We start from the raw sequence: 20,749 nt of genomic DNA, 5'->3' as shown, positions 1-20,749 counted from the left end.
CGACGCTTGCGTCACCATGGATGGGGGTTTGTCGGTTCGCCCTGGCGGGCGGACCTGTCGGGGTCAAGATTTCTGGGATTGCATCATGCTGATCAGTGAAACGTTCACGATGTCCGCCACGGTTGCGCCGCGGGACAAATCGTTGATCGGTGCGGCCAATCCCTGCAGGATCGGCCCGTAGGCCTGGGCGCCGGCGAGGCGTTGGGTGATCTTGTACCCGATGTTTCCGGCGGCCAGGTTGGGGAAGATGAAGACGTTGGCGTGCCCGGCCACCGTGGATCCCGGGGCCTTGGAGACGGCCACCGATTCGAGCAGCGCCGCATCGAATTGCAGTTCCCCGTCGATCTGCAGCGCCGGCTCGGCTTCCCGCGCCAGCGCCGTGGCAGTGCGGACCGTGGAGATGGTCTCGTGCTCGGCGGATCCGGCGGTGGAGAAGGAGAGCATCGCGACCGCCGGTTCCTGCCCGGTGAGCGTGGCGAAGGTGCGCGCGGTGGCGGTGGCGATGTGCGCCAATTGGGTGGAATCCGGGGTGGGGATCACCGCGCAGTCTCCGTAGCCCACGTAGCGTCCGTCGTTCAGCCGCATCAGGAACGAGGAGGAGACGGTGCCGCCGGCCTCGCGGGTTCCCACGACCCGAAGGGCCGCACGCAAGACCTCGGAGGTGGGCCGGGTGGCACCGGCGACGGCTGCCGCCGCCAGACCCGCCGGGACCGCCGCGACGGCCAGGAACAGCGGGTCATCCATCCACCCGGCGGTCTTCTCCGGCCCGAGCCTGGCGACGATGCCGGCGAGGTGGGCCCCGGCGGCGCTGTCCCTCAGCTCGGCGATGTCCATGACGGTGGTGGCATCGGTGAGTGTGACGCCCTCGGCGAGCGCGCGGGCGTTGATGCCCTCGCGCCCGCCGACCAGGATGACCTCCAGGCCGATCTCGTTGAGCACGCCGGCGGCGGTGACGGCCCGCGCGTCGTGCCCGTCGGCCAGGATGATGCGGCCCGCAGGGCCGGCCCAGTGGCCCGCGGTGAAGCGGGCCAGCATGTTTTCGTCGACCCCCTGGGGCCGCACCGGTGCAATGGTCATCTGCCGTGTTTCCTGTTTCCGGGTTCCTAGACCGAGGCCAGGGCGGCGGGGGCCTTGAGGTAGCTGTCCACCGCGCCCATGACGTGGTCGACCTTGTTCAGCAGGTCGTCGAGCACGTCCTGGTCGGCGACCAGCGGCGGGGAGAGCACCAGCATCGTCGCGCCGCGGTTGTCCGGGCGGGTGATGAGGTTGACCTCGCGCATGGCCTGCGGCATGACCCGGGTCAGCAGCGCCTTGGACTGGTCCGCGGTCAGCTCGCGGCCCTCGCTGCGGCTGCCCATCAGCTCGATGGAGTAGAAGAATCCGGTGCCGCGATATTCCTTGATGCCGTCGTGCGCCGAAAGGATCCGGTCCAGCCCGTTCTGGAAGTACGGTTCGAGGCTGCGCACGTTGCCCACGACGTTTTCTTCCTTCAGCGCGGTCAGGTTGGCGACGGCGGTGGCCGTGGCCACCGGGTGCCCGCCCCAGGTGGCGCCGTGGGTAAAGACCCCGGCCAGCGGCGAGGCGAGCATGGAATCGGCCAGCGGCTTGCGGATGATCACCCCGCCCAGCGGTGCGTAGCCGGAGGTCGAGCCCTTGGCGAAGGTGATCATGTCCGGGACGACACCGTACTTGATGCTGCCGAACCACTCGCCGAGGCGGCCGAAGCCGGTGATGACCTCGTCGGCGACCAGCAGGATGCCGTGCTCGTCGCAGATGGAGCGCAGTTCCTGCCAGTAGCCCGCCGGCGGGACCAGGGCGCCGCGGGAGTTCTGCACCGGCTCGGCGAAGAGCGCGGCGATGGTGTGTGCGCCCTCGCGGGCAATGACCTCGCGGATGGCCTGCACGGAGGGCAGGTCAGCGGCGGAGCCGCCTTCCGGGACGACCTCGCCCAGGGTGTTCGGGACGTGGAAGACCCCGGGCATCAGCGTGCCGAAGGCTTCCTTGTAGGCCGGGATGCCGGTGACGGCCAGGGCGCCGAGGGTGGTGCCGTGGTAGGCCATGTCGCGGGCGATGATCTTGGTGCGCTCGGGCTGCCCCTGGCTGCGGTGGTACTGGCGGGCGAACTTGATGGCCGACTCGACGGCCTCGGAGCCGGAGTTCACGAAGAACACGACGTCCAGGTCGCCCGGGGCCAGGTCGGCGATGGCGGTGGCGGCGTCGACGGCGGCCGGGTGGGCCGAGCCCCAGTTGGTCCAGTAGGCCAGCTTGGACATCTGCTCGTACGCGGCCTTCGGGATGTCCTGGCGTCCGTGGCCGATGTTGGCGCAGAAGAGTCCGGCCAATCCGTCCAGGAACTTGTTGCCGTCTTCGTCGAAGAGGTAGCTTCCCTCGCCCCGGGTGATGATCGGCAGGTTCGGGTCGTTCCACACCTGGCCGGTGGTGAAGTGCGGGTAGAGATGCCGCTGTGCACGATTGCGGATATCTGAGTTGGTCACGAGACCCCTCCATTCAAAGTTTTCCTGACAGGACCCGAAGCAACCTCGCTGCGGTCCTCGCCACCCATGACTTGCTGTGGTGTGTATCACTCTGCCCGCATGCTGGGCCCTTTCCCAGACCCAAATTGGCGTCCCTTTTTAGGTACCAGTTACCTACCTACAGGTAGATCCGCGGCACCCTGGACCCGATGCGGGTCAGCACCTCGTAGGGAATGGTCCCGGCGGCCGCTGCCCACGCCTCCACGTGCGGTTCCCCGGAGTCCCCGTGGCCAAAAAGCAGCGCCGCATCCCCGGCCGCAACATCGTCGTCGCCCACGTCGACCACGAACTGGTCCATGCAGACCCGGCCCAGCACCCGGTAGGTCCGGTTCCCGATCAGCACCGGGCCCGCGGAGCTGGCGGCGCGGAAGACCCCGTCGGCATAGCCCAGCGGCACCACCGCCAGCGTGGTCTGCCGTGCGGTGGACTCGGTGTGCCCGTAGGAAACCCCGGCGCCGGCCGGTGCGCGCTTGGTTTGCACGACCGCCGCGCCCAGGCTCATGGCCGGGCGCAACTCCGGACCGTTCACGCGGTCCGCCTCGGCCAGCGGGTTCACCCCGTAGACGGCCAGGCCGGGGCGGACCATGTCGAAGTGCGCCTCGGGGCTTGCGAGGGTCGCGGCGGAGTTGGCGATGTGGCAGAGCTCCGGTTCCAGCCCCAGGGCGCGGGCCGTGGCGATCGCCTGCCTGAAGACCTCCAGCTGCACGGGGAGCGATGGGTGCCCCGGCTCGTCCGCGCAGGCCAGGTGGGACCAGATGCCCAGCACCCGGATCCTGCCTTCGGCCTCGAGCTCCCGGGCCGCGGCACAGAGCCCGGGCCAGTCCTTGGGCGTGGCCCCGCCGCGCCACATCCCGGTGTCGATCTTCAGGTGGATCCGCGGCACGGCGCCGACCCGGTCCCCGGCGTCCGCGATTTCGCGCAGCTGCCCGAGCGAGTAGGCTGCCAGTTCGATGTCCTCGGTGATGGCCCGGCCGTAGGGTGCACCGGGTGCCGACAGCCAGGAGAAGAGCGGGGCGGTGATCCCGGCGGCGCGCACCGCAAAGGCCTCCTCAAGCACCGCGGTGCCCAGGTAGTCGGCGCCGCCTTCCAACGCGGCCCGGGCCGCGGGCACGATGCCGTGCCCGTAGCCGTCGGCCTTGAGCACGGCCAGGACCTTGGCGCCGTTGGCGACCTCGCGCAGGGCCCGCACGTTGGCGGTGATTGCGGCGGTCTCGATGTAGGCCGCGCGTTGCGGGACGAACCCGTCGGCGTTCCGGTAGGTGGATGCGGCGGCGTTTTCGAGCGTGCTGAGGTGTTCCATCGGAGGCTCCCTTGTCTCTGAGGCGAATTGCCATGGCTGCTGGTTCCGGGCGTTGGAAAGCTCGCCCGGCGCTACTGACTACTGTTGACCACCTGCGGCGCCCGGCCCAGATCCAGATCGGGGGCGCTTCCTTGGGTCCACCGCGGTGCGGCGTGCTACCGCCCGTCCTGGGCGGCGATGACCCGGCCCAGTTCCTTGATGCCGGGGCGGATGGCCTCGAGGGAAATCGCGGCGAAGCCCAGGCGGAAGTGGTTGCGGTTGGCTTCCGGGTCGTCGAAGAACACGTCCCCGCGCTCGATCACGATCCCGGCCTCCAGGGCCGCGGCCGCCAGCGCGACGCAGTCCAGGCCTTCGGGTCCGCGGATCCAGATGCTCACCCCGCCCGGGGGCGCGGTGATCTTCCACGGCACGAACTCCTCCAGTGCCTCGACGAGCACCTGCCACTTGCGCGCCAGCTGAGTTCGGCGCCGGGAAATCGTGCGGTGGTACTGCCCGGATTCGATCAGCAGGGCCATGGCCCGCTGCGGGTGGCCCGGAATGTGGCGGATCTTGTAGCGGCGCTGGTTGCGCAGCTCGGTGACCAGCTCGGCCTCGGCCACCAGGTAGCCCATACGCAGCCCCGGGGCCAGGAACTTGGTGAAGGAGCCCAGGTAGATGACGTGTTCGGAGTCCGGCAGCGCCTTGAGTGCCGGGGTGGGCTTGCCGCGGTAGCGGAACTCGGAGTCGTAGTCGTCCTCGATGACCAGCGCCCCGGTTTCCCGGGTGCCGTCGAGGATCTGCCGGCGCCGGGATCCCGAGAGCGTGACGTTGGTGGGGCTGTGGTGGCTGGGGGTCAGGTAGAGCAAATCCAGCTCGCCCAGGGATGCGGGCGGGAGAAGCCCGTGCTCGTCCACCTCCAGCGGGCGCAGCGTCGCCCCGGTGCGGGCAAAGGTGTGCCGCGCATCGACGTACCCGGGGTTTTCGACGCCCACCAGGGTGTTGGTGCCCATCATGGTTTGGGCCAGCAGGTCCAGGCCCTGCTGGGAGCCGGCGGTGATGAGGATGTTCTCGGGCCGGGCCAGGATGCCGCGGGCCGGAAGCACGTGCTTGCACAAAACCTCGACCAGGAACGGGTCGTCCTCGTCGACCGAGTCGCGCAGCGAGTAGAACAGGTGCGGCGGGTCCAAGGCGTCACGCAGTGCCCGGGACCAGCCCAGCCGCGGGAAGTCCCGCTCGTCGACCTGGCCGGCCACGAACGGGTAGGGGTAGCTGGACCAGTCGCGGACCTTGGTGATCTCCGGCATCCCGGCGTCCTGGCGGGGACGGATGTGCCGGGACCAGTCCACCGTCGAGCCCGCGGCGGGGGCCAGGGCGGACTCCGGGGCCACCTTGCGCAGCATCTGGGTGTTGATGAAGTAGCCGCGCCGCGAGTGGGACTCGATGATGCCCGAGGCGAGCATTTCCTGGTAGGCGGCATTCACGGTGTTGCGCGAGAGTCCCAGTTCCCGGGCCAGTTCCCGGGAGGAGGGCAGCGGCAGATTGGGCACCAGCGAGCCGGAGAGGATCTGGTGCTCCAGGGCCTGGCGCAGCTGCCGATAGAGCGGCTCCCCGGAATCCGAGCTGACCGCGATCGGGGCGCGAACCAGCCCGTGGCGCGGCGGGGGCAGGTGCGGGTTCGGTGGCGTCATGGGTGGTGCGGGCGCGGCCCTAGATGCGTCCCGGCCGGCCGGCCGCCGGGACCGGGACGTGGAAGCGCGGAACCACGACCATGGGCACCGGCAGCGCGCGCAGCATCTTGTTGGCGGTGGATCCCAGGAAGATCCGGCTGCGTTCGGCCAGGCGGGAGGAACCGATCATCACGATTTCCGACTCGTCCCAGTCCAGGGAGTCGATGGCCGCCTCCGTGGACTTCCCCTGCGCTACGTCGGCGGTGACGATGGTGCGGGCCTGCACCCCTTCGATGGCGCGTTCCAGCGTCGCGGCGGCATGCGCGCGGGCCCACTGCCCGGCGTCGGCGTGGCTTGAATCCCCGTCCAGTGCCACCAGGGAGATCAGCCGCAGCGGCACGTGGCGGATCGCGGCGGAATCCACGGCGACCTCCAGCACCGAGTCGGCGCCCGTGCGGGTGCCCAGGGCGCAGGTGATCCGGGTGATTTCCCGCGGCGGCAGGTACCCGGAGGGTGCCAGGGCCACGGGCACCGGGGAGGAATGCAGCAGGGCGTTGGCCACGGATCCGACGGTGAAGCGCCGGAACGGCCCGTGGCTGGCGGCGCCCACCACCACCAGGTCCGCTTTGAACGCGGCCACGGCCTCGAGCAGGCCCTCGGCCATCGAGTCGGCAAAACGGATGTGGGTGCGCGCGGCCATGCTCGAGGGGACCAGGGCCAGCGCGCGGTCCATCCACTTCTGCGCGGACTGCTGCAGGAACTGCTGGTAGACGCGTTCGCTGTGCGATCCCGCGTCCTCGGGCGCGGCCCCGCGGATGATGTGGACCAGCTCGAGTTCGGCATGCGTCGGCGCGGCCAGCGATTTGGACAGGGCCAGGGCCAGCGAGATCGCCTCGCGGCCGCGCTTGTCCGCAAGGCATCCGACGACATACTTCATTTCAGTGGCCCCTTCGGTGGGAGTTCGGCAGGCGGTGCTGCGTGCCCCCTATACCTACCAGCAATGCCCGGCGGGCGGAAAGCATGACGATTGTGTGACGCGGGGCACTACTTGTCGCCGGAGTGCTGGGCCAGGAAGGAATACACCTCGGTCTCGTCCACGCCGGGGAAGGCCCCCTGCGGCATGGCCGCCAGCAGGTGGGTCTGGGCGCGGGCGCTGGGCCAGGCCTGGCCGGCCCATTGCTTCTGGAGTTCCAGCGGCGGGCGCCGGCAGCACGATTCGTCCGGGCAGGTGGAGATGGAGCGCTCGGTGGTGTCGCGCCCGCGGAACCACTTCACGTGCACGTACGGCACCCCGATGCTCAGCGAGAACTTCCCGGTGGTTGAGCGCTCGGTCCGCGCGGTGCACCAGAACGTGCCGGCGACCGTGTCGGTGTATTGGTTGTAGGCGCTGAACTGGTCGGCCACGTCGAAGACCTCGCGGCTGGTCCAGTGACGGCAGACCGACTGGCCTTCGATCGCGCCGATGTGGTCCATCGGGAAGTTCACCCCGTCGTTCTCGTAGGCCTTGTGGATGATGCCGGACTCGTGCACCTTCTGGAAGTGCACCGTGATGCCCAGGTGCTCGGTGGCCAAGTTGGTGAAGCGGTGGGCCGCGGTCTCGTAGGACACCGCGAAGGCGTCCCGGATGTCCTCGACCGCGAGCTCGCGGGCGCTCTTGGCGCGCTGCAGGAATTCCACGGTGGCCTTTTCCGGCATCATCAAGGAGGCGGCGAAGTAGTTGGTGGCCACGCGCTGGCGCAGGAACTCGGCGTAGTCCCCCGGAGTGGCGTGGCCCAGCACGTGGTGGCCGAAGGCCTGCAGCAGCACCGAGCGGGTCGAATGCTCGGAACGCTGGGACTGGGTGAGGTAGACCCGCATGTTCTTCAGGTCGGTGACCGAGCGGGTGGAGTGCGGCAGGTCCGAGACGTTGTGCAGCGAGAAGCCCAGGTGCGAGGCGATGTCCGCGACCTCGTGGTGCGAGAGCGGTCCGGTGGCGTGGCCGATGGCCTTGAGCACCTTGGCCGCTTCCTTCTCGATCTCCGGGTAGTAGTTGTTGCGCTCGCGCATTTCCCCGCGCAGCTCGGCATTGGCGCGCCGGGCTTCCTCGGGCGTTGCGGATTGCTCGTTGAGCCGGCGTTCCAGCTCGCCCTGCAACCCGACCAGGGATTCGAGCACGTCCATGGGCAGCCGCGAGGAAATGCGCACCTTGGGCAACCCCAGTGCCTGGTAGAGCGGGCCGCGCTGGGCACGCTCGAGTTCGATCTCCAGGGCCGCCCGCTTGGTGGGCGGCTCGGCCCCGAGCAGTTCCTCGAGCCCCACGCCGAAGACCGAAGCCAGCGACTTGAGCATGCTCAGCTTGGGTTCGCGCTTCCCGTTTTCCATCAGCGAGAGCTGGCTGGGCGCCGTCCCCACGGCCGCCGAGAGATCGTCGAGGGTCATCGCCTTGGCCTTGCGCAGGTGGCGAATTCGCCGTCCCAGGGAAATGAGGTCCAGCTCTTCGGCGTCTTCCGGGGACAGGATGCTCTTTTCCGGCGCTGCGGGCCGGTTCCATGTGGGGGTGCTCACATTTTCAGGGTACGCGAAGAAACGGGGATCTTCCCAGCATTTTTCCCGATCGGGAGGTGAAGTAAACGCCAAAAGGCAGGTTTCGGGCAATTCTTGTCGCGGGCCACCTGCCGGAACGGCGTTCCGCGAGCCACCCCCAATGCGTCCGGGTCCCGCGCGGTGGACGGGCGGTTCCGCGCTGCCGGCGGCCGCGGATTTTTGCCTCGCGGTTCCTCCGGCCGATGCCACTCCGCTGGGATGTCGGGCCACCGTACGGACCCCGGAGGGGGTTGCGGCGGCCCTTCCGCACTGACAGCATGAAACCGGTGAGCGCACTTGCGAAATACCTCGAAGCCTACGACGACCAGCTCCGTACGGACGCCGAGACACCCAGCGCGATCCGGGTCGACCTGCTGGGCCCCCTGCGACTGGTGACTTTCGCCGGCGGGCGTGGTTTCATCACCTACCGCGACCTGGGGGACCTGGACGGGCGCCGCATCGCGGCACTCGTTGGCCAGGCGCTGGACCACTTCCGCGCCGATCCCGATATCACCCGCGTCGAGTGGAAGAGCCGCGGCCACGACCGCGCCCCGGGGTTGCACGAGGCGTTGCTGGTGCACGGCTTCCTGCCCGACGAGCCCGAGTCGATCATGATCGGGGCCCTCGCGGGCCTGTGCACCGACGTCCCCATGCCCGCAGGGGTGGCGTTGCGGCGGATCAGCAGCGATGCCGATGTCCGCGCCATGAGCGCGATGGCCCAGGAAGCCTTCGGCGACCCCGCCAAGACCCGGCTTGCCGAAGCACTCATCTCGCGCCTGGCGCGCAACGACGGCATGGAGCTGTGGGTCGCCGAAACCGACGGGCGCATGGTTGGCGCCGGCCGGCTCGAGCCCGTGCCGAACACCGACTTCGCGGGCTTCTGGGGCGGTGCCACCCTCGCGGCTTACCGCGGGCGCGGCATCTACCGTGCGCTGACGGCAGCCCGGGCCCGCTCGGCACTGGCGGCGGGCAAGACGCTGGCCCACAGCGATTCGACGGAGTATTCCAGGCCCATCCTGGAACGCTCCGGCATGCTCAAGGTCTCGACAACCACGCCCTACAACTGGTCGCGCTAAGCCCGAAGACCCGCCGCCCGACTACGCCTTTTTCGACGCCCCGATGGCCCAGACCCGCGGCAGCACCGAACCGTTGACCGCGTGGTCCCCGACCAGCCTGGCCTTGTAGACCCAGGGGTTGTGGTTGCCGGCCGTGCGGGCGTTGCGCCAGTGCCGGTCCAGGTTCTTGGCGGTGCTGGTGGCCGATGCCGCCAGCGCGTCAAAGGCGTGGGTCACCGCGTTGAGCACCAGCGGGGTGAGTGCCACTTGGGCCTGCGCCGAGGCAAGTTCCGCGGCATCGTTGGCTGCCTCATCCTCCTGCTCGGTGACATCCCCGGAGTGGAGCGCGACGGCGGTTTCGTAGGCACGCTGCAGGGAAGCGGCCACGCGTTCCACCGCTCCGGAAGCGACGAAGGCCGCGGCAGACACCTCTCCGACGATTTGCAGCAACTGCGGATCCTGCCCCGCCACCTCGGCGGCCGCGTGGCTGAAGGTGCGCTTGCGCGCGGCAAGCTCCGCGGCGAACTCGCGTTCCACGGCGCGCGCCGTTCCGGCCAGCACCGCGAGCAGCACCTGCTGGTAGAACGCCGTCTGGTACTTGAACCGGGTGTCGAATTCGATGAGGTTCTCGGCGGAAACGACGGCATCGGTGAACGTGGAGGTTCCGGTGCCGGTGGTGCGCTGGCCGAATCCGTCCCAGTCGTCCGCGAGCTGCACGCCGGGCTGGTGGGCGTTGATCGCCGCGATGACCCTGGTTCCGGTGTCCGTGCGCTGGGCGTAGGTGTCGATCCAGTCGGCGTAGATCGACCCGGTCGAGTAGTACTTGGTCCCGTTGACCACGAACCCGCCGTTGCCATCCGGGGTGACCTTGGTGTTCACCTCGCCCACGGTGACGGTCCCGATCTCGGTCCAGGAGTTGCCGACCAGCTCGCCGGCGGCGAAGCGCGCCAGCCAGATGTCGCGTTCCGCGCCGGGTGCGGCAACGAGCCGGTCCTCCACGAAGGCGAAGTGCGCGCGCAGCGCCTGGGTGATGTTGGGGTCCGCCGCCGCAAGTTCGGTCAGCAGCTCGAAGAGCTCGGGCAGTGTGGCCCCTGCCCCGCCGTGGGATTCGGGCACGCGCACCGCGCCGAACCCGGCAGCGGCCAACCCCGCTACCTGTTCGCGGGGAAGAGAGTGGCTGCTGTCGCGCTCCGAGGCACCGGCGGCAATCTGTTCGAAGAGCGGTGCGAAGCGTGCCGAGAGCTCTTCTAGCCGGCTGCGGTTCAGATACGTTGTGGTCATGGCTTGGCTCCTGGTCGTGTCGGCAAATCGATCGAAGTGGTTGGGATTCCGGTGTGAGGCGCGAACCTACAGGCACCTTCGGCGTTGGGGATGGAATTCGACATGAACGCCTCCCAGCGGGCACTGCACTGCCGGCCGAAGGGGAAGTTGCGCGATCTCCATCGATCCTGGCGGAAGCACTATCCACTCATTGCTGAGTGGATTTGCTGCGGCGTCGACAAGCCAGGTCTCTCGGCCGCTCTGGATGGGTACCCCTTGATTCAAGCAGCCGACATGATCCGGCGGAACCCGTCCGTCACATGCGGACCAAACACGGACATCTGGGGTCACATGGGGCATTTCCCGCGTCCCGGGTCCTGCCCCGGCGGACATTCGCCAGGGGCAACGCGTCATCAACCGCAAGAAACCTTGATCTTTCGACACCAGCGTGGAACGGCGCCAGTCATGTGCATCGGATGCGGGTCCCCAGGGAACGTGCACTTCGACAGCCAAAAGATGTTGTCGGATTTCCTGCCCCGGGCCGGGGAAGAAAACTAGAATTGAGGTACCGACAAAGGACCCGGTGATGACGATGAAAAAGATATTCTCCCGCCCGGAAAGCGTCCAGGGCAGGACTCCACGGATGGGACCGGCATCCCTGCATGGTTCGGCGTCAAGCCCCGGCCTTCCGAATCTCGCCGGTGCCCAGATCCCCGGCCCTGGCACCAAGCATCTGCTTTACGGCGAGGACGGACGGCTGTCCGACGAGGCCGCGGGCCCTTGGGAGCTCGAGGGACATTTGGGCTCCCGCGGCGGGGTTCGCCGTTTTCTGGGCCGGTTGTTCGGACGCTGAGAGCGCGGCCAGGAATCCGGTCTACAGAATCCCTGTCGTATTCGATCAACCCAAGCGCAGGAATCCACCTTCATGGTTTCCTGCGCTTGGTGTTTTCCTCGACTCGTCACGAAGTCATCCCCTGCTTCACCCGTCTGGTTACATATAGCAAGGGAACGAGTGGGGAAGGTGGCGAGCGCCTACGTGGCCAAGGAATCCGCTGTCGAGGCCGGGACGATACCCGACCCGGTGCTCAGGTCCATCGGCTTCCTGGCATTTTTTGACCGCTTCGCCACCCCGCCGATGCTCGTCGCCCTGGCCACGGTCACCGAACTCACCCTGGCCCAGGCAGTCCAGCTGGTTGCCGCCTATTCGCTGTTCTACGCGCTTGGACAACCGCTCTGGGGCTTGCTCAGCGACCGATTCGGCCGGTTGGCGGTGCTGCGGCTGGCGCTGGCCGGGGCCGCGGTCGGAGCCGTCACGAGCACCTTGTTCATGGCATACCTGCCGTTGCTCGTGGTCCGTTCAATCACCGGTTTCATGTTCGGCGCGCTCTATCCGACCCTGCTGACGCTGCTGGGCGACACCCGGAAGGGGACGGACCGCGCACGGGGACTCTCGGACCTGCAGATCTATTCCTCACTCGGGGCAACCTTGGCCACCTTGGGTGCCGGAGCCGTTGCAACCTTTGTGGATTGGCGGTTGGTCTTCGGGCTTCCCGCCCTCGGGGCCGCGGCAATACTGGTGGCGCTGGCAAGGGTGGAAGCTCCTCCGGCGGTGCGAGGCCGGTTCCGGCTGCGGCGAGCCTTCACTCCCGCCGCGGTTGGCCTCTATGCCATTGCCCTGCTGGAAGGCACAGTGTTGCTCGGCGCCCTGACCTACATCGTGCCGGCGCTGCAGCACGCCGGCGTGGGCATCGGGTTGGCCGGGCTGTTGGCCACCGGCTATGCAGTCGGCGTCATTCTCGGGGCACGCGCGATGAAGGTCCTGGTGCATCGCTTCTCCCGGACCCGGCTGATCCTTGCCGGCGGCGCGGTGTTGGCGCTGGCCTGCGGGATCTCCATGCTCTGGCCGGTCCCGGCGGTGGTCACCGTGACGGCGACCCTGATAGGCGTGGCCAACGCGGTCATGCACTCGTCCATGCAGGGCTGGGCCACGGACGTGGCACCGCAGGCCCGCGCGACGACGGTATCGCTGTTCGCCGCATCGCTGTTCCTGGGCGGCTCGCTAGGAAACTTTGCCACGGCAACACTGGCCGAGGCAGGTTCCTATGCCGCTATCTTCGGATTCGGCCTGCTGGCCAGCGTGGTGCTGACAATCGCCGCGACGATCGGCCATGCCGCATGGACCCGCCGACACGCGAATCGCACAACCCCGGGATAACCACCGCGGGGATTTCCGGGGTTTCGCCCAGTGCCCGTTACCGAGGTTCCCTGCCCGCAAGCTCCGGCGTCAGGCGCGAGGTGTCGGCGCCAGCATGAATTCGCGTGCCGCTCGGATCTGTTCCGCGGTGGGCCGGATGCCCGTGTAGAGCACGAATTGCTCCACGGCCTGCAATGTTGAAACATCGACGCCTGTCACGACCGGCTTTCCCGCAGTGCGTGCCGCGCAAATCAACTGCGTTTCCGTCGGGACGGCAACCACGTCAAACACCGCCTGCGCGGTGGCCACTTGCTCCGGCGAGAACGGCATCTGGTCCGCCTCCGCGCCGCCCGCCATCCCGATAGGGGTGACATTGACCAACAATTCCGCGCTTTCGGCGGCTTCGGGCGCCCACGTGAAGCCGTAGGTCTCGGCCAGGTCCCGTCCTGCCGCCTCGTTGCGGGCCACCACCACGACGTCGCCAAACCCGGAGTGCGCCAGCGCCGCCACCACTGCCTTGGCCATCCCGCCGGAGCCCCGCACCACGGTCCGCAGTGCAGGGGAAACGTTGTGGATACTCAGCAGTTCAACGACCGCCGAGTAGTCGGTGTTGTGGGCGGTGAGGATCCCGTTGTCGTTGACGATGGTGTTCACCGACTTGATGGCCGCCGCCGACGGGGCCAAGTGGTCTACGAGCGGGATCACCGCTTCCTTGTAGGGCATGGATACTGCGGCACCGCGGAGGCCCAGCCCACGGACGCCGGAGATGGCCTGGGCCAGGTCGGTCGGGGCGAAAGCCTTGTAGATCCAGTTAAGTCCCAACTGGTCATAGAGGTGGTTGTGGAACAGCGTCCCGTTGTTGCTGGGCCGCGCCGCCAGCGAGATGCAAAGCGTCATGTCCTTGTTCAGTATCGGCATGCCCCGAGTCTATTCCGGCAGCCACGGCCCCAATTTTCTGGACGTCCAGAAAAACGGTCCGAGGCAACAGTCGGCCCTGAACGGGAACCTGGAGCAGCAAACTGCGAGCGCTGACAACGAACAAGACCAACTCATGTTAAGCACGAATAGCTGTCGGCCGCGCTCGATGCCGTCGTCAGGGACTTCCGGTCCGCCGCGCACCCCCTTGCCCGCCACTGGTCATTTCCCGAAGGAAAAGACCACACCTACCGCACCTGAACTTTGCGTTTTGCCTTGTTGGTCAGCCGTTGGGCAAGTCTTCACGGGCTTGACCTCATGCCGAACCCCAATGGCGGCTTTCCATTCATCGGCGTTTGGAAAGTTGGTGACGGTCGGCAATATAGCCGGCTGGTTTCCCCAAACCGGAGGTACGTCATGCCCACGTCCACCCAACCGCCCAAAAAACTCCCCACCCGGCCGCTCGGCATCATTGTAGGAACCGCTGCCGTTCTCGTTGCAGGCACACTGCTACCCTCGTCCGCCGGAGCCGCGCCAGCCCAGAGCGACTGGGACGCAAATGCCTACCGCGGCTCCGTGGACGTTGTTGAATCCAACGGCACCAGCAACCAGGAATCACTCAAAGGCGTCGTTTTCGACGATTCGAACAAGAACTCCGTTCTTGACGGCAACGAACGGGGTCTCAATGGCGTGGCCGTATCCAACGGTCGCGATATCGCCACGACGGACTCGAACGGCCGCTACGAGCTGCCCGCCTTTGAGAACATGACGGTTTTCGTCACCCAGCCGCGCGGCTACCAGGTCCCGGTCGATGAGCACAATGTCGCCCAGTTCTTCTACAACCACCTGCCCGCGGGCTCCCCGAAGCTGAAGTTCGGCGGGATCGCACCCACCGGTGCCCTGCCGGAGGCGGTGAACTTCCCGCTGGCCCAAAGCAAGCTCACCCAGTCTCCCGAGCAGCACTGTGCCATCGGCGCCGATATCCAGACGTACAACCAGAAGGAGGTCGAATTCGCCCGCAACGGCGTGTTCGCGGACCTCGCCGAACGCCAGGACTACGCGGGCTGCGGTGCGCTCTTCATCGGGGACGTGGTCGGCGACGACCTCTCGGTCTTCACCCAGACCCGCGAACTGACCTCCATGCTCAATGGCCCGGCGCGGTTCCTGCCCGGCAACCATGACCTGGACTTCGATGCGCTCGACGGCGAGCACGAATTCGACTCCTACCGCGCCCAGTTCGGGCCGGAGTACTACTCCTACGACGCCGGCAAGGCCCATGTGGTGGCCCTGAGCAACATCGAATACCCGACGAAGGTGCCCGCGAAGAAGGGCGACTACACCTACGGGCTCGGCGAGCGCCAGCTCGAATGGTTGCGCGCCGACATCGCGAAGGTCCCGAAGAACAAGGTGATCCTGCTGGCCGGCCACAGCCCGCTGCTCGAGTTCTACTACAGCAACTCCCACACCACGAAGCAGCTGCAGGAGATCTACGAGATCCTTGAGGGCCGCGAGGTCGTCTCGCTGGGCGGGCACACGCACATGGCGGAAAACCTGCGCAAGGGCGACCTGATGGCCGGATGGCGCGACGAAGTGGGCGAGGCGGGCCTGCCGTTCACGCACCTGACCGTGCCCGCGGTGTCGGGCCATTGGTACGGCGGCCGGGTCCTCGATGGGGGTTACCCGACATCCGTCCAGCGCGACGGCACCCCGCCCGGCGTGCTGACCCTCGACATCAAGAACACGGAGGTCACCGAACGGTTCACTGTCCGCGGCGGCGACGGATCCGAGCAGATGTCAGTGGGCCTGAACACCCCGAAGTACCGGGCCTGGTACGCGGACAACCTCTCCGTGCCGCGCGGGTCGGCTCCGGAACTGGAAAGCCCGATGGCGGTATCCCGGGCCGATCTGGCGGGCCAGGCCTGGCTGACGACCGACTTCTGGATGGGTTCGACCGGTTCCACGGTCGAGGTCGAAATCGACGGCGGCGAGCCGCTGGTTGCATCGCGGACCCAGCAACTACGTGGCGAAACCCCGCTGGTCGGCTCCGAGTACTCCGATCCCGTTGCCATTGCGGAGCAGTTCGTCCACGGCGGCGGCTTGGCAGACAGGTCGATGCACCTGTGGCGCCTGGCGCTGCCCCCGGGCCTCGCCGTCGGAGAACACACCGCCGAAGTCACAGCGACCGACGTGCACGGCCGCGAATTCAGCGAGACGCTGACCTTCGAGGTCACCGAGTAACTCCTCGGTTCACGCGTCCAAACACGATGGCGGTGCGTCACGGCTTTGCGGCCGCGGCGCACCGCCGTCGCTTGTGCAACTATCGTCCGGGCATCCAGCCCATGCAATAGTCGAGGTTCGCGATGACTGTGCGCACGGCGGCATCTCCGTCCCCTGCCTCGATCGCCTCGAGCAACTCCTCGTGCCCGGCGGCCAGGCAACCGTCAAAGCCGGCTTCGAGCCGCTGCACCATCTTCGTCCCGTGGAAGACGTCCCCGAAGCTTTCGTAGAGTTCGTGCAACAGCGTGTTTCCGGAGGCTTCGGCGATGCGCAGGTGGAATTCCCAGTCCGCGGACGACCATGCCTCGTAGTCCCCGGCATCCCAGCTTTCGCGCCGTTGCAACAGCAGCGCACGCAGGACCTCGACCACCGCGGCGTCGGCCGCGCCTGCGGCAAGCCGGGCGGCCTGCGTGTCCAGGGCGAAACGCACCTGCAGCACGTCCTCGTCCGCGTGCTCGCGATAGACCCGCTGGGCGGTGCCGCTGATTTCGCTGGTGGCCCGCACGTAGGTCCCGTCCCCGCGCAGCACCTCGAACAAGCCGGCGTGGGCCAGCGCCTTGACCGCCTCGCGCAGGGTTCCGCGGGAGACACCGAATTCGGCGATGAGTTCGGGTTCGGAAGGGATTTTCGCTCCCACGGCCCAGCGGCCCGACGCGACGGCCTCGCGCAGCCGGGCAACCACCTCGTCGGCCAGTGGAAGCCTCACGCCGGGGGTGCTCATGCCCGCACCTCCACCGGGGTGCCTTGCTTCCGTCCGATTCCGCCGAGCCGGTATCCCAGGAAGAACTGCACCAGGGTGACCCCGACGAGGATGACCAGCGGAACCGTCCAGGAACCCAGGACCCCCTGCAACAAGCCGAGCCCGAACGGGCCGGCGGCGGCGACCAGGTACCCGACGGACTGGGCCAAGGTCGACAGCGCGGTGGTTTCGGCCGCACTCTCGCCGCTGCGGCTGATCATCAGCATCAACAGCGGGAAGATGCCCAGCCCCAGCCCGGTGAGCACCGCGGGCACCACCGAGAATTCGACCGGGAGCAGCAGCAGGGCGGTGAACCCGGCAGTGGCGGACCCGCAGGTCAGGACGAAGGCGGGGCGCAAGAGCCGTGGTTTCGAGGCCATCCACAGCAAGAGCAGGACCGTCGGAATGCTGACGGCCTGGACCAGGCCCAGCATGAAGCCGGCGGTGGCGGGGTCGGAGCCGCGCGAGATGAGGATGTGCGGCAACCAGCTCAGCAGGGTGTAGACCAGCAATGCCTGCACGGCGAAGACCGAGGTGAACAGCATGCCCTTGCGCGTGGCAAGCATGGGCCACGGGGAAACGTGCGGCCCCGCCGGTCCGTCTGCGCGGCTCCCCCGGATGGCCAGCGGCAGGAACACCAGCAGCGCCAGGGCGGCGGGGACCGCCCAGGCGGCCAGCCCGAGGGTCGGGGATTCCAGCCGCGCGGCAATCGGCACGCTGAAGGCCGCGGCGCTGGTCGCGCCCACCGACATGGTGACGGTGTAGGTCGCGGTCATCGAAGCGGTCCGGTGCGCGTGGTGCTCGCGGATGAAGGAGGGCATGGCCACGTTGCAGATGGCCAGCCCTGACATGCCGAGCACGGTTCCTGCCAGCAGCAGCCAGGTGGATTCGAAGGCGCGCACGGCCAGGCCCAGGGTGAGCAGCAGCAGGGCCACGCCGATGGCCCGTTCGAGTCCGGTGCGCTTGACCAGCCAGGCGGTCCCCGCGCCGGCGAAGGCGAAACACAACACCGGGATGGTCGGCAGCAGCGAGGCCACCAGCGTGCCGTAACCCAGCAGTTCCTCAAGGTCGTGGAAGAGCGGCGCCGCGGAGGCGATCCCGGCGCGCAGATTCAGACCCACCAGCACCACGGCCGCCACGGCCAAGGCCCCGGAAAACCAGCGATTCCGCCTTGCGGGGGCCATTGGCGGCACCGGGGCACCCACCGCGGCCTCCGCCGCCACCATTTCGGCGGCGACATCCTCCATGGCCTGCGGCGGGGCGGAGGGTTGGCGGGTGCTCTCTGAATTCATGTTTAAACATTAGACGTCTGATGTTTGTTACGACGAATTTCGTGCCCTTTCCAACAATCCGGCATGACCGGCACCGGGCTCCGATAGGCTGGCGGCAGCACCCCGCGCACCACTTTGCGCTCCACCTCCGCGATTCAGAGGAGCCCGCCACGCATCCCCGTCCTTCACCGCGCACGACCCTGCCATGGGTCATCGCCGGCATCGTGGTCGTGGCCTTGAGCCTGCGGGCTCCGATCATCGCCCCCACCGCGGTGATCCCCGGCATCACCGCCGACACCGGGCTCAGTGCGGTCGGGGCCGGGCTGCTGACCGGGTTGCCGGTGCTGCTGTTTGCGCTCGCCACACCGCTGGCCACCCGAAGCATCCGCCGCTTCGGGCCCGAGGCCACCATCATCCTGTGCCTGGCCGGGGTGCTGGCCGGAACCGTCATCCGCTCGATCGGACCGGCACCGGTGGTGCTGGCCGGAACCGTGTTGATCGGTGCGGCCATGACCCTGGGGAACATCGCCGTCCCCGTGCTGATCCGCCGGGATGTCCCGTTCAACCGGATCTCCGCCGCCACCGGCGCCTATTCGGCCACCATGAACATCGGCTCCATGGCCACGTTGCTGGGCACCGCGCCGCTGGCGGCCCTTGTTGGCTGGCGCTGGGCGATCGCGGCGTGGGGCGTGGTGACCGCCGCAGGACTGGCCTATTGGCTGCTGCGGCAACGGCGCGGGCGTTTTGCACCCACGCCCCGCGAGGCCGCGGCATCGCCGGCGCCCGCGGCCCCCGCGTTGTCCGACGGGCCCGGCGCACTGGCCGCCACCGCACGCGGATCGGCCGACCGGACCCGCTTCCGGCGCGTCGTCGGGCTGCTGGTCCTGGCCTTCTGCGGCCAGTCCGCCGCCTACTACGCCACGACCGCCTGGCTGCCCCTGCTGCTGGCCGACACCCGCGGACTGGCTCCGGCCTCCTCCGGCGCAACGGCTTCCCTCTTCCAGATTGCGGCCGTCGTCGGGGCGTTCGGCGTTCCGTTGCTGGCCTCCCGCACAAAACTCTGGATCGCCACGGCCGTCATCGCCCTGTGCTGGGCCGCGCTGCCGATCGGACTCCTTGCCGCCCCCGAGCACTTCGTGCTCTGGGCCCTCATCGGCGGGGTGGCCCAGGGCGGCGGGTTCACGGCGATCTTCTCGATCATCCCCCGGGTCGCCCACAACAATGCCGACGTGGCAACCGCGTCGGCCCGCATCCAGGGCAGTGGATACCTCGCGGCGACCTGCGCCCCGCCGCTGGCCGGGTGGCTGAACGGCGCCACCGGATCCTGGACCATGCCGCTGTTCCTGGTGCTCGCCGCAACCCTCGCCTTCAGCATCGGTTCGCTGTTGGCCGTGCGGCTCTCCGAACGGCAATAGCAAGAAGCCACGACAGGGCAGCATGTTCTCTCCTGGAACCGGCTTTCGGTGCAGCCGACGGGCAACCAAGACCAAGGCAGCAATTATTCAACAACAGGCGCTTGACGAGCCCCCAGCTCTTTGCCGCAGGACTATGCTGATAGGCCAGTGACCCTCAATTTGGCGGACATTCTTGAAATAAGTGCATTTGGCATCCGCCCACCCCGTATCGTTTCCAGACTTCAGGGTGCAAGCGCATAACTGCGGCCCACCATCCGATTTCCTAGAACAAGGCAAAGGGCGGTGAACCGGACAACCGTTCACCGCCCTTGCCGGATGTGCTTATTCGTCCGATTCTTCGCCCGGCAAGTACTGCTGTTCGGGCAGGACATCCCAGAAAGACGTGTCAGCTGTTTCAACCGACCCGTCCGCGACGGCCTTGATAACGCTTTCCAGGGTCACGATGGTCTGCTGACGCAGGTATCCATTGGATTTCTGTCCCAGAACGGAGCCCGGATTGTAGTGGTCGCTCATGCCGCGCATCTCGAAGAGCAACGTGGAGATGCCATACTCCGCAGCGATTCCATTGCGGGCAATCGTATTTGCCGTCCCACCCACGTACTTGCCCAGATGTCCCCATCCGGTCGGGTCGACGTTCTGGTAAACGATGGAGCCCAAGCGCTTCGAGCCCTCGCGCACCTGCTCGTCCACATCTGGCGTGGTCGGGTACAGGATGGATCCAGATACCAGGTTGCCGTCCACTGCCGATCGGGTGCCCTGGTGATGCAGGTCGATCATGTAGTCAACGTCGTAGGCTGCAAGCACGTTGTTGTGCAGTGCCTGGATCTCCGGCTGCGTCTTGGCCACGTGGTCGCGGTTGATGTCGACGTTGTTGGCGTTGTAGCGGGTCAAGTGCCGTTCGCCGGAAGCGATGTAGTCACTCAGGTCAAAGTCCACGTCTCCCATGGCACCATCTGGGTTCAGCATCGGTACGAACAAAACGTTGATGTCCTTCAGCGTGCCCTTCATGCGTCCGGTGCCCAGGTGCTTGATGACCTCAAGGGCCCCTTCGGTGGTCAGCTGCTCATTACCGTGCTGCTGCGTCAGGAACAAGATGGTTGGATTGGCCGGATCCGACTCATATTTGGCAAGGAAGAGGTCGCGCCCCTTCACGGATTGGCCGATGACTTCAAGTTCCAATGCCGATTGCTTTGCATCCTGCTTTTGCAGTTCCTCGACCATTGAGTCGTAGGTGTGCAGGATCGAGGTATTGATGGTCTCATTACCCTGGTAATTGGGTCCGTTTCCCACAGCTTGCGCGGGAGCGAGGCCCAACCCGAGACACAGGGCGGAAGCTGCGGCTGTGCAGGCAAGCTTCTTGAAGGCTGAAGGTGACAGGTAGCTATTACGGCTGGACATCGGGATGCTGTTCTCCTTGTGGCTGGTTCGGATCCCCAAATCCTGCTGTGACATACACCACCAAACCATATGGGGATCGGCAAAACAAGGACCGACTTGGCCATACCTATTCGGCGACCGAGCTCTAGCGGGAGTTCGCTAACTATTTCGTATTCGTTCGGTCGTGCGTTAAGAGAACCGTGT

At 67.3% G+C, this 20,749-nt stretch carries 15 protein-coding genes and 1 riboswitch; of the genes, 4 read left to right on the top strand and 11 right to left on the bottom strand.

Going from position 1 to position 20,749, the window contains the following annotated elements; translation table 11 throughout:
- Nucleotides 1–63: 63 nt before the first annotated feature.
- From BLJ79_RS10800 to BLJ79_RS10775, 6 genes are all read right to left on the bottom strand, one after another.
- Complete coding sequence (locus BLJ79_RS10800; RefSeq protein ID WP_083411203.1) at nucleotides 64–1,077, bottom strand: phosphotransacetylase; 1,014 nt, start codon at nucleotides 1,075–1,077, stop codon at nucleotides 64–66.
- A gap of 26 nt (nucleotides 1,078–1,103) precedes the next feature.
- On the bottom strand, nucleotides 1,104–2,495 hold the full coding sequence (locus BLJ79_RS10795; protein ID WP_071214736.1) for an aspartate aminotransferase family protein: 1,392 nt from the start codon (nucleotides 2,493–2,495) through the stop codon (nucleotides 1,104–1,106).
- 157 nt (nucleotides 2,496–2,652) lie between these two features.
- Complete coding sequence (alr, locus tag BLJ79_RS10790; protein WP_083411202.1) at nucleotides 2,653–3,834, bottom strand: alanine racemase; 1,182 nt, start codon at nucleotides 3,832–3,834, stop codon at nucleotides 2,653–2,655.
- 155 nt (nucleotides 3,835–3,989) lie between these two features.
- Nucleotides 3,990–5,501: a MocR-like pyridoxine biosynthesis transcription factor PdxR gene (gene pdxR / locus BLJ79_RS10785; RefSeq protein ID WP_083411201.1), complete on the bottom strand. Its 1,512-nt coding sequence runs from the start codon at nucleotides 5,499–5,501 to the stop codon at nucleotides 3,990–3,992.
- Nucleotides 5,502–5,520: 19 nt separating this feature from the next.
- A complete protein-coding gene (locus BLJ79_RS10780) occupies nucleotides 5,521–6,417 on the bottom strand; it encodes a universal stress protein (RefSeq protein WP_071214735.1) in 897 nt (298 codons plus the stop codon).
- 107 nt (nucleotides 6,418–6,524) lie between these two features.
- Nucleotides 6,525–8,024 carry a helix-turn-helix transcriptional regulator gene (locus BLJ79_RS10775; protein ID WP_175475458.1) on the bottom strand — a complete coding sequence of 500 codons (1,500 nt, stop codon included), beginning with the start codon at nucleotides 8,022–8,024 and terminating at the stop codon, nucleotides 6,525–6,527.
- Between the two features lie 296 nt (nucleotides 8,025–8,320).
- On the opposite strand from BLJ79_RS10775, the gene BLJ79_RS10770 reads away from it, so the two are divergent.
- Nucleotides 8,321–9,118, top strand: a complete 798-nt coding sequence (locus BLJ79_RS10770; protein ID WP_071214733.1) for a GNAT family N-acetyltransferase — start codon at nucleotides 8,321–8,323, stop codon at nucleotides 9,116–9,118.
- Nucleotides 9,119–9,139: 21 nt separating this feature from the next.
- Here BLJ79_RS10770 and BLJ79_RS10765 read toward each other — a convergent pair whose 3' ends face one another.
- Complete coding sequence (locus BLJ79_RS10765; protein WP_071214732.1) at nucleotides 9,140–10,378, bottom strand: acyl-CoA dehydrogenase family protein; 1,239 nt, start codon at nucleotides 10,376–10,378, stop codon at nucleotides 9,140–9,142.
- A 155-nt stretch (nucleotides 10,379–10,533) separates the two neighbouring features.
- Nucleotides 10,534–10,629: riboswitch (SAM riboswitch) on the bottom strand.
- Nucleotides 10,630–11,369: 740 nt separating this feature from the next.
- Between BLJ79_RS10765 and BLJ79_RS10760 the strand changes: the two genes are divergently transcribed.
- Nucleotides 11,370–12,572, top strand: coding sequence for an MFS transporter (locus BLJ79_RS10760; protein WP_286135348.1), 1,203 nt, complete (start codon nucleotides 11,370–11,372; stop codon nucleotides 12,570–12,572).
- 69 nt (nucleotides 12,573–12,641) lie between these two features.
- Here the strand turns inward: BLJ79_RS10760 and BLJ79_RS10755 are convergent, their stop codons facing one another.
- Complete coding sequence (locus tag BLJ79_RS10755; RefSeq protein ID WP_175475457.1) at nucleotides 12,642–13,469, bottom strand: shikimate 5-dehydrogenase; 828 nt, start codon at nucleotides 13,467–13,469, stop codon at nucleotides 12,642–12,644.
- Between the two features lie 414 nt (nucleotides 13,470–13,883).
- Between BLJ79_RS10755 and BLJ79_RS10750 the strand changes: the two genes are divergently transcribed.
- Nucleotides 13,884–15,704: a calcineurin-like phosphoesterase C-terminal domain-containing protein gene (locus BLJ79_RS10750; RefSeq protein ID WP_071214731.1), complete on the top strand. Its 1,821-nt coding sequence runs from the start codon at nucleotides 13,884–13,886 to the stop codon at nucleotides 15,702–15,704.
- 79 nt (nucleotides 15,705–15,783) lie between these two features.
- Here the strand turns inward: BLJ79_RS10750 and BLJ79_RS10745 are convergent, their stop codons facing one another.
- Both BLJ79_RS10745 and BLJ79_RS10740 read right to left on the bottom strand, forming a co-directional pair.
- Complete coding sequence (locus BLJ79_RS10745; RefSeq protein WP_071214730.1) at nucleotides 15,784–16,464, bottom strand: FadR/GntR family transcriptional regulator; 681 nt, start codon at nucleotides 16,462–16,464, stop codon at nucleotides 15,784–15,786.
- Entirely contained in the window at nucleotides 16,461–17,774 is a 1,314-nt protein-coding gene (locus BLJ79_RS10740) for an MFS transporter (RefSeq protein ID WP_286135347.1), read from the bottom strand. The genes BLJ79_RS10745 and BLJ79_RS10740 overlap by 4 nt, the downstream gene beginning before the upstream one ends.
- A 209-nt stretch (nucleotides 17,775–17,983) precedes the next feature.
- On the opposite strand from BLJ79_RS10740, the gene BLJ79_RS10735 reads away from it, so the two are divergent.
- Nucleotides 17,984–19,168, top strand: coding sequence for an MFS transporter (locus BLJ79_RS10735; RefSeq protein WP_353615475.1), 1,185 nt, complete (start codon nucleotides 17,984–17,986; stop codon nucleotides 19,166–19,168).
- Between the two features lie 321 nt (nucleotides 19,169–19,489).
- On the opposite strand, the gene BLJ79_RS10730 is transcribed toward BLJ79_RS10735, so the two are convergent.
- Nucleotides 19,490–20,566 carry a M14 family zinc carboxypeptidase gene (locus BLJ79_RS10730; RefSeq protein ID WP_071214729.1) on the bottom strand — a complete coding sequence of 359 codons (1,077 nt, stop codon included), beginning with the start codon at nucleotides 20,564–20,566 and terminating at the stop codon, nucleotides 19,490–19,492.
- Between the last annotated feature and the right edge of the window lie 183 nt (nucleotides 20,567–20,749).

It is taken from the genome of Arthrobacter sp. UCD-GKA (assembly GCF_001863355.1).
Lineage (GTDB): Bacteria > Actinomycetota > Actinomycetes > Actinomycetales > Micrococcaceae > Paeniglutamicibacter.
This window is presented reverse-complemented; position numbering and strand designations above follow the sequence as displayed.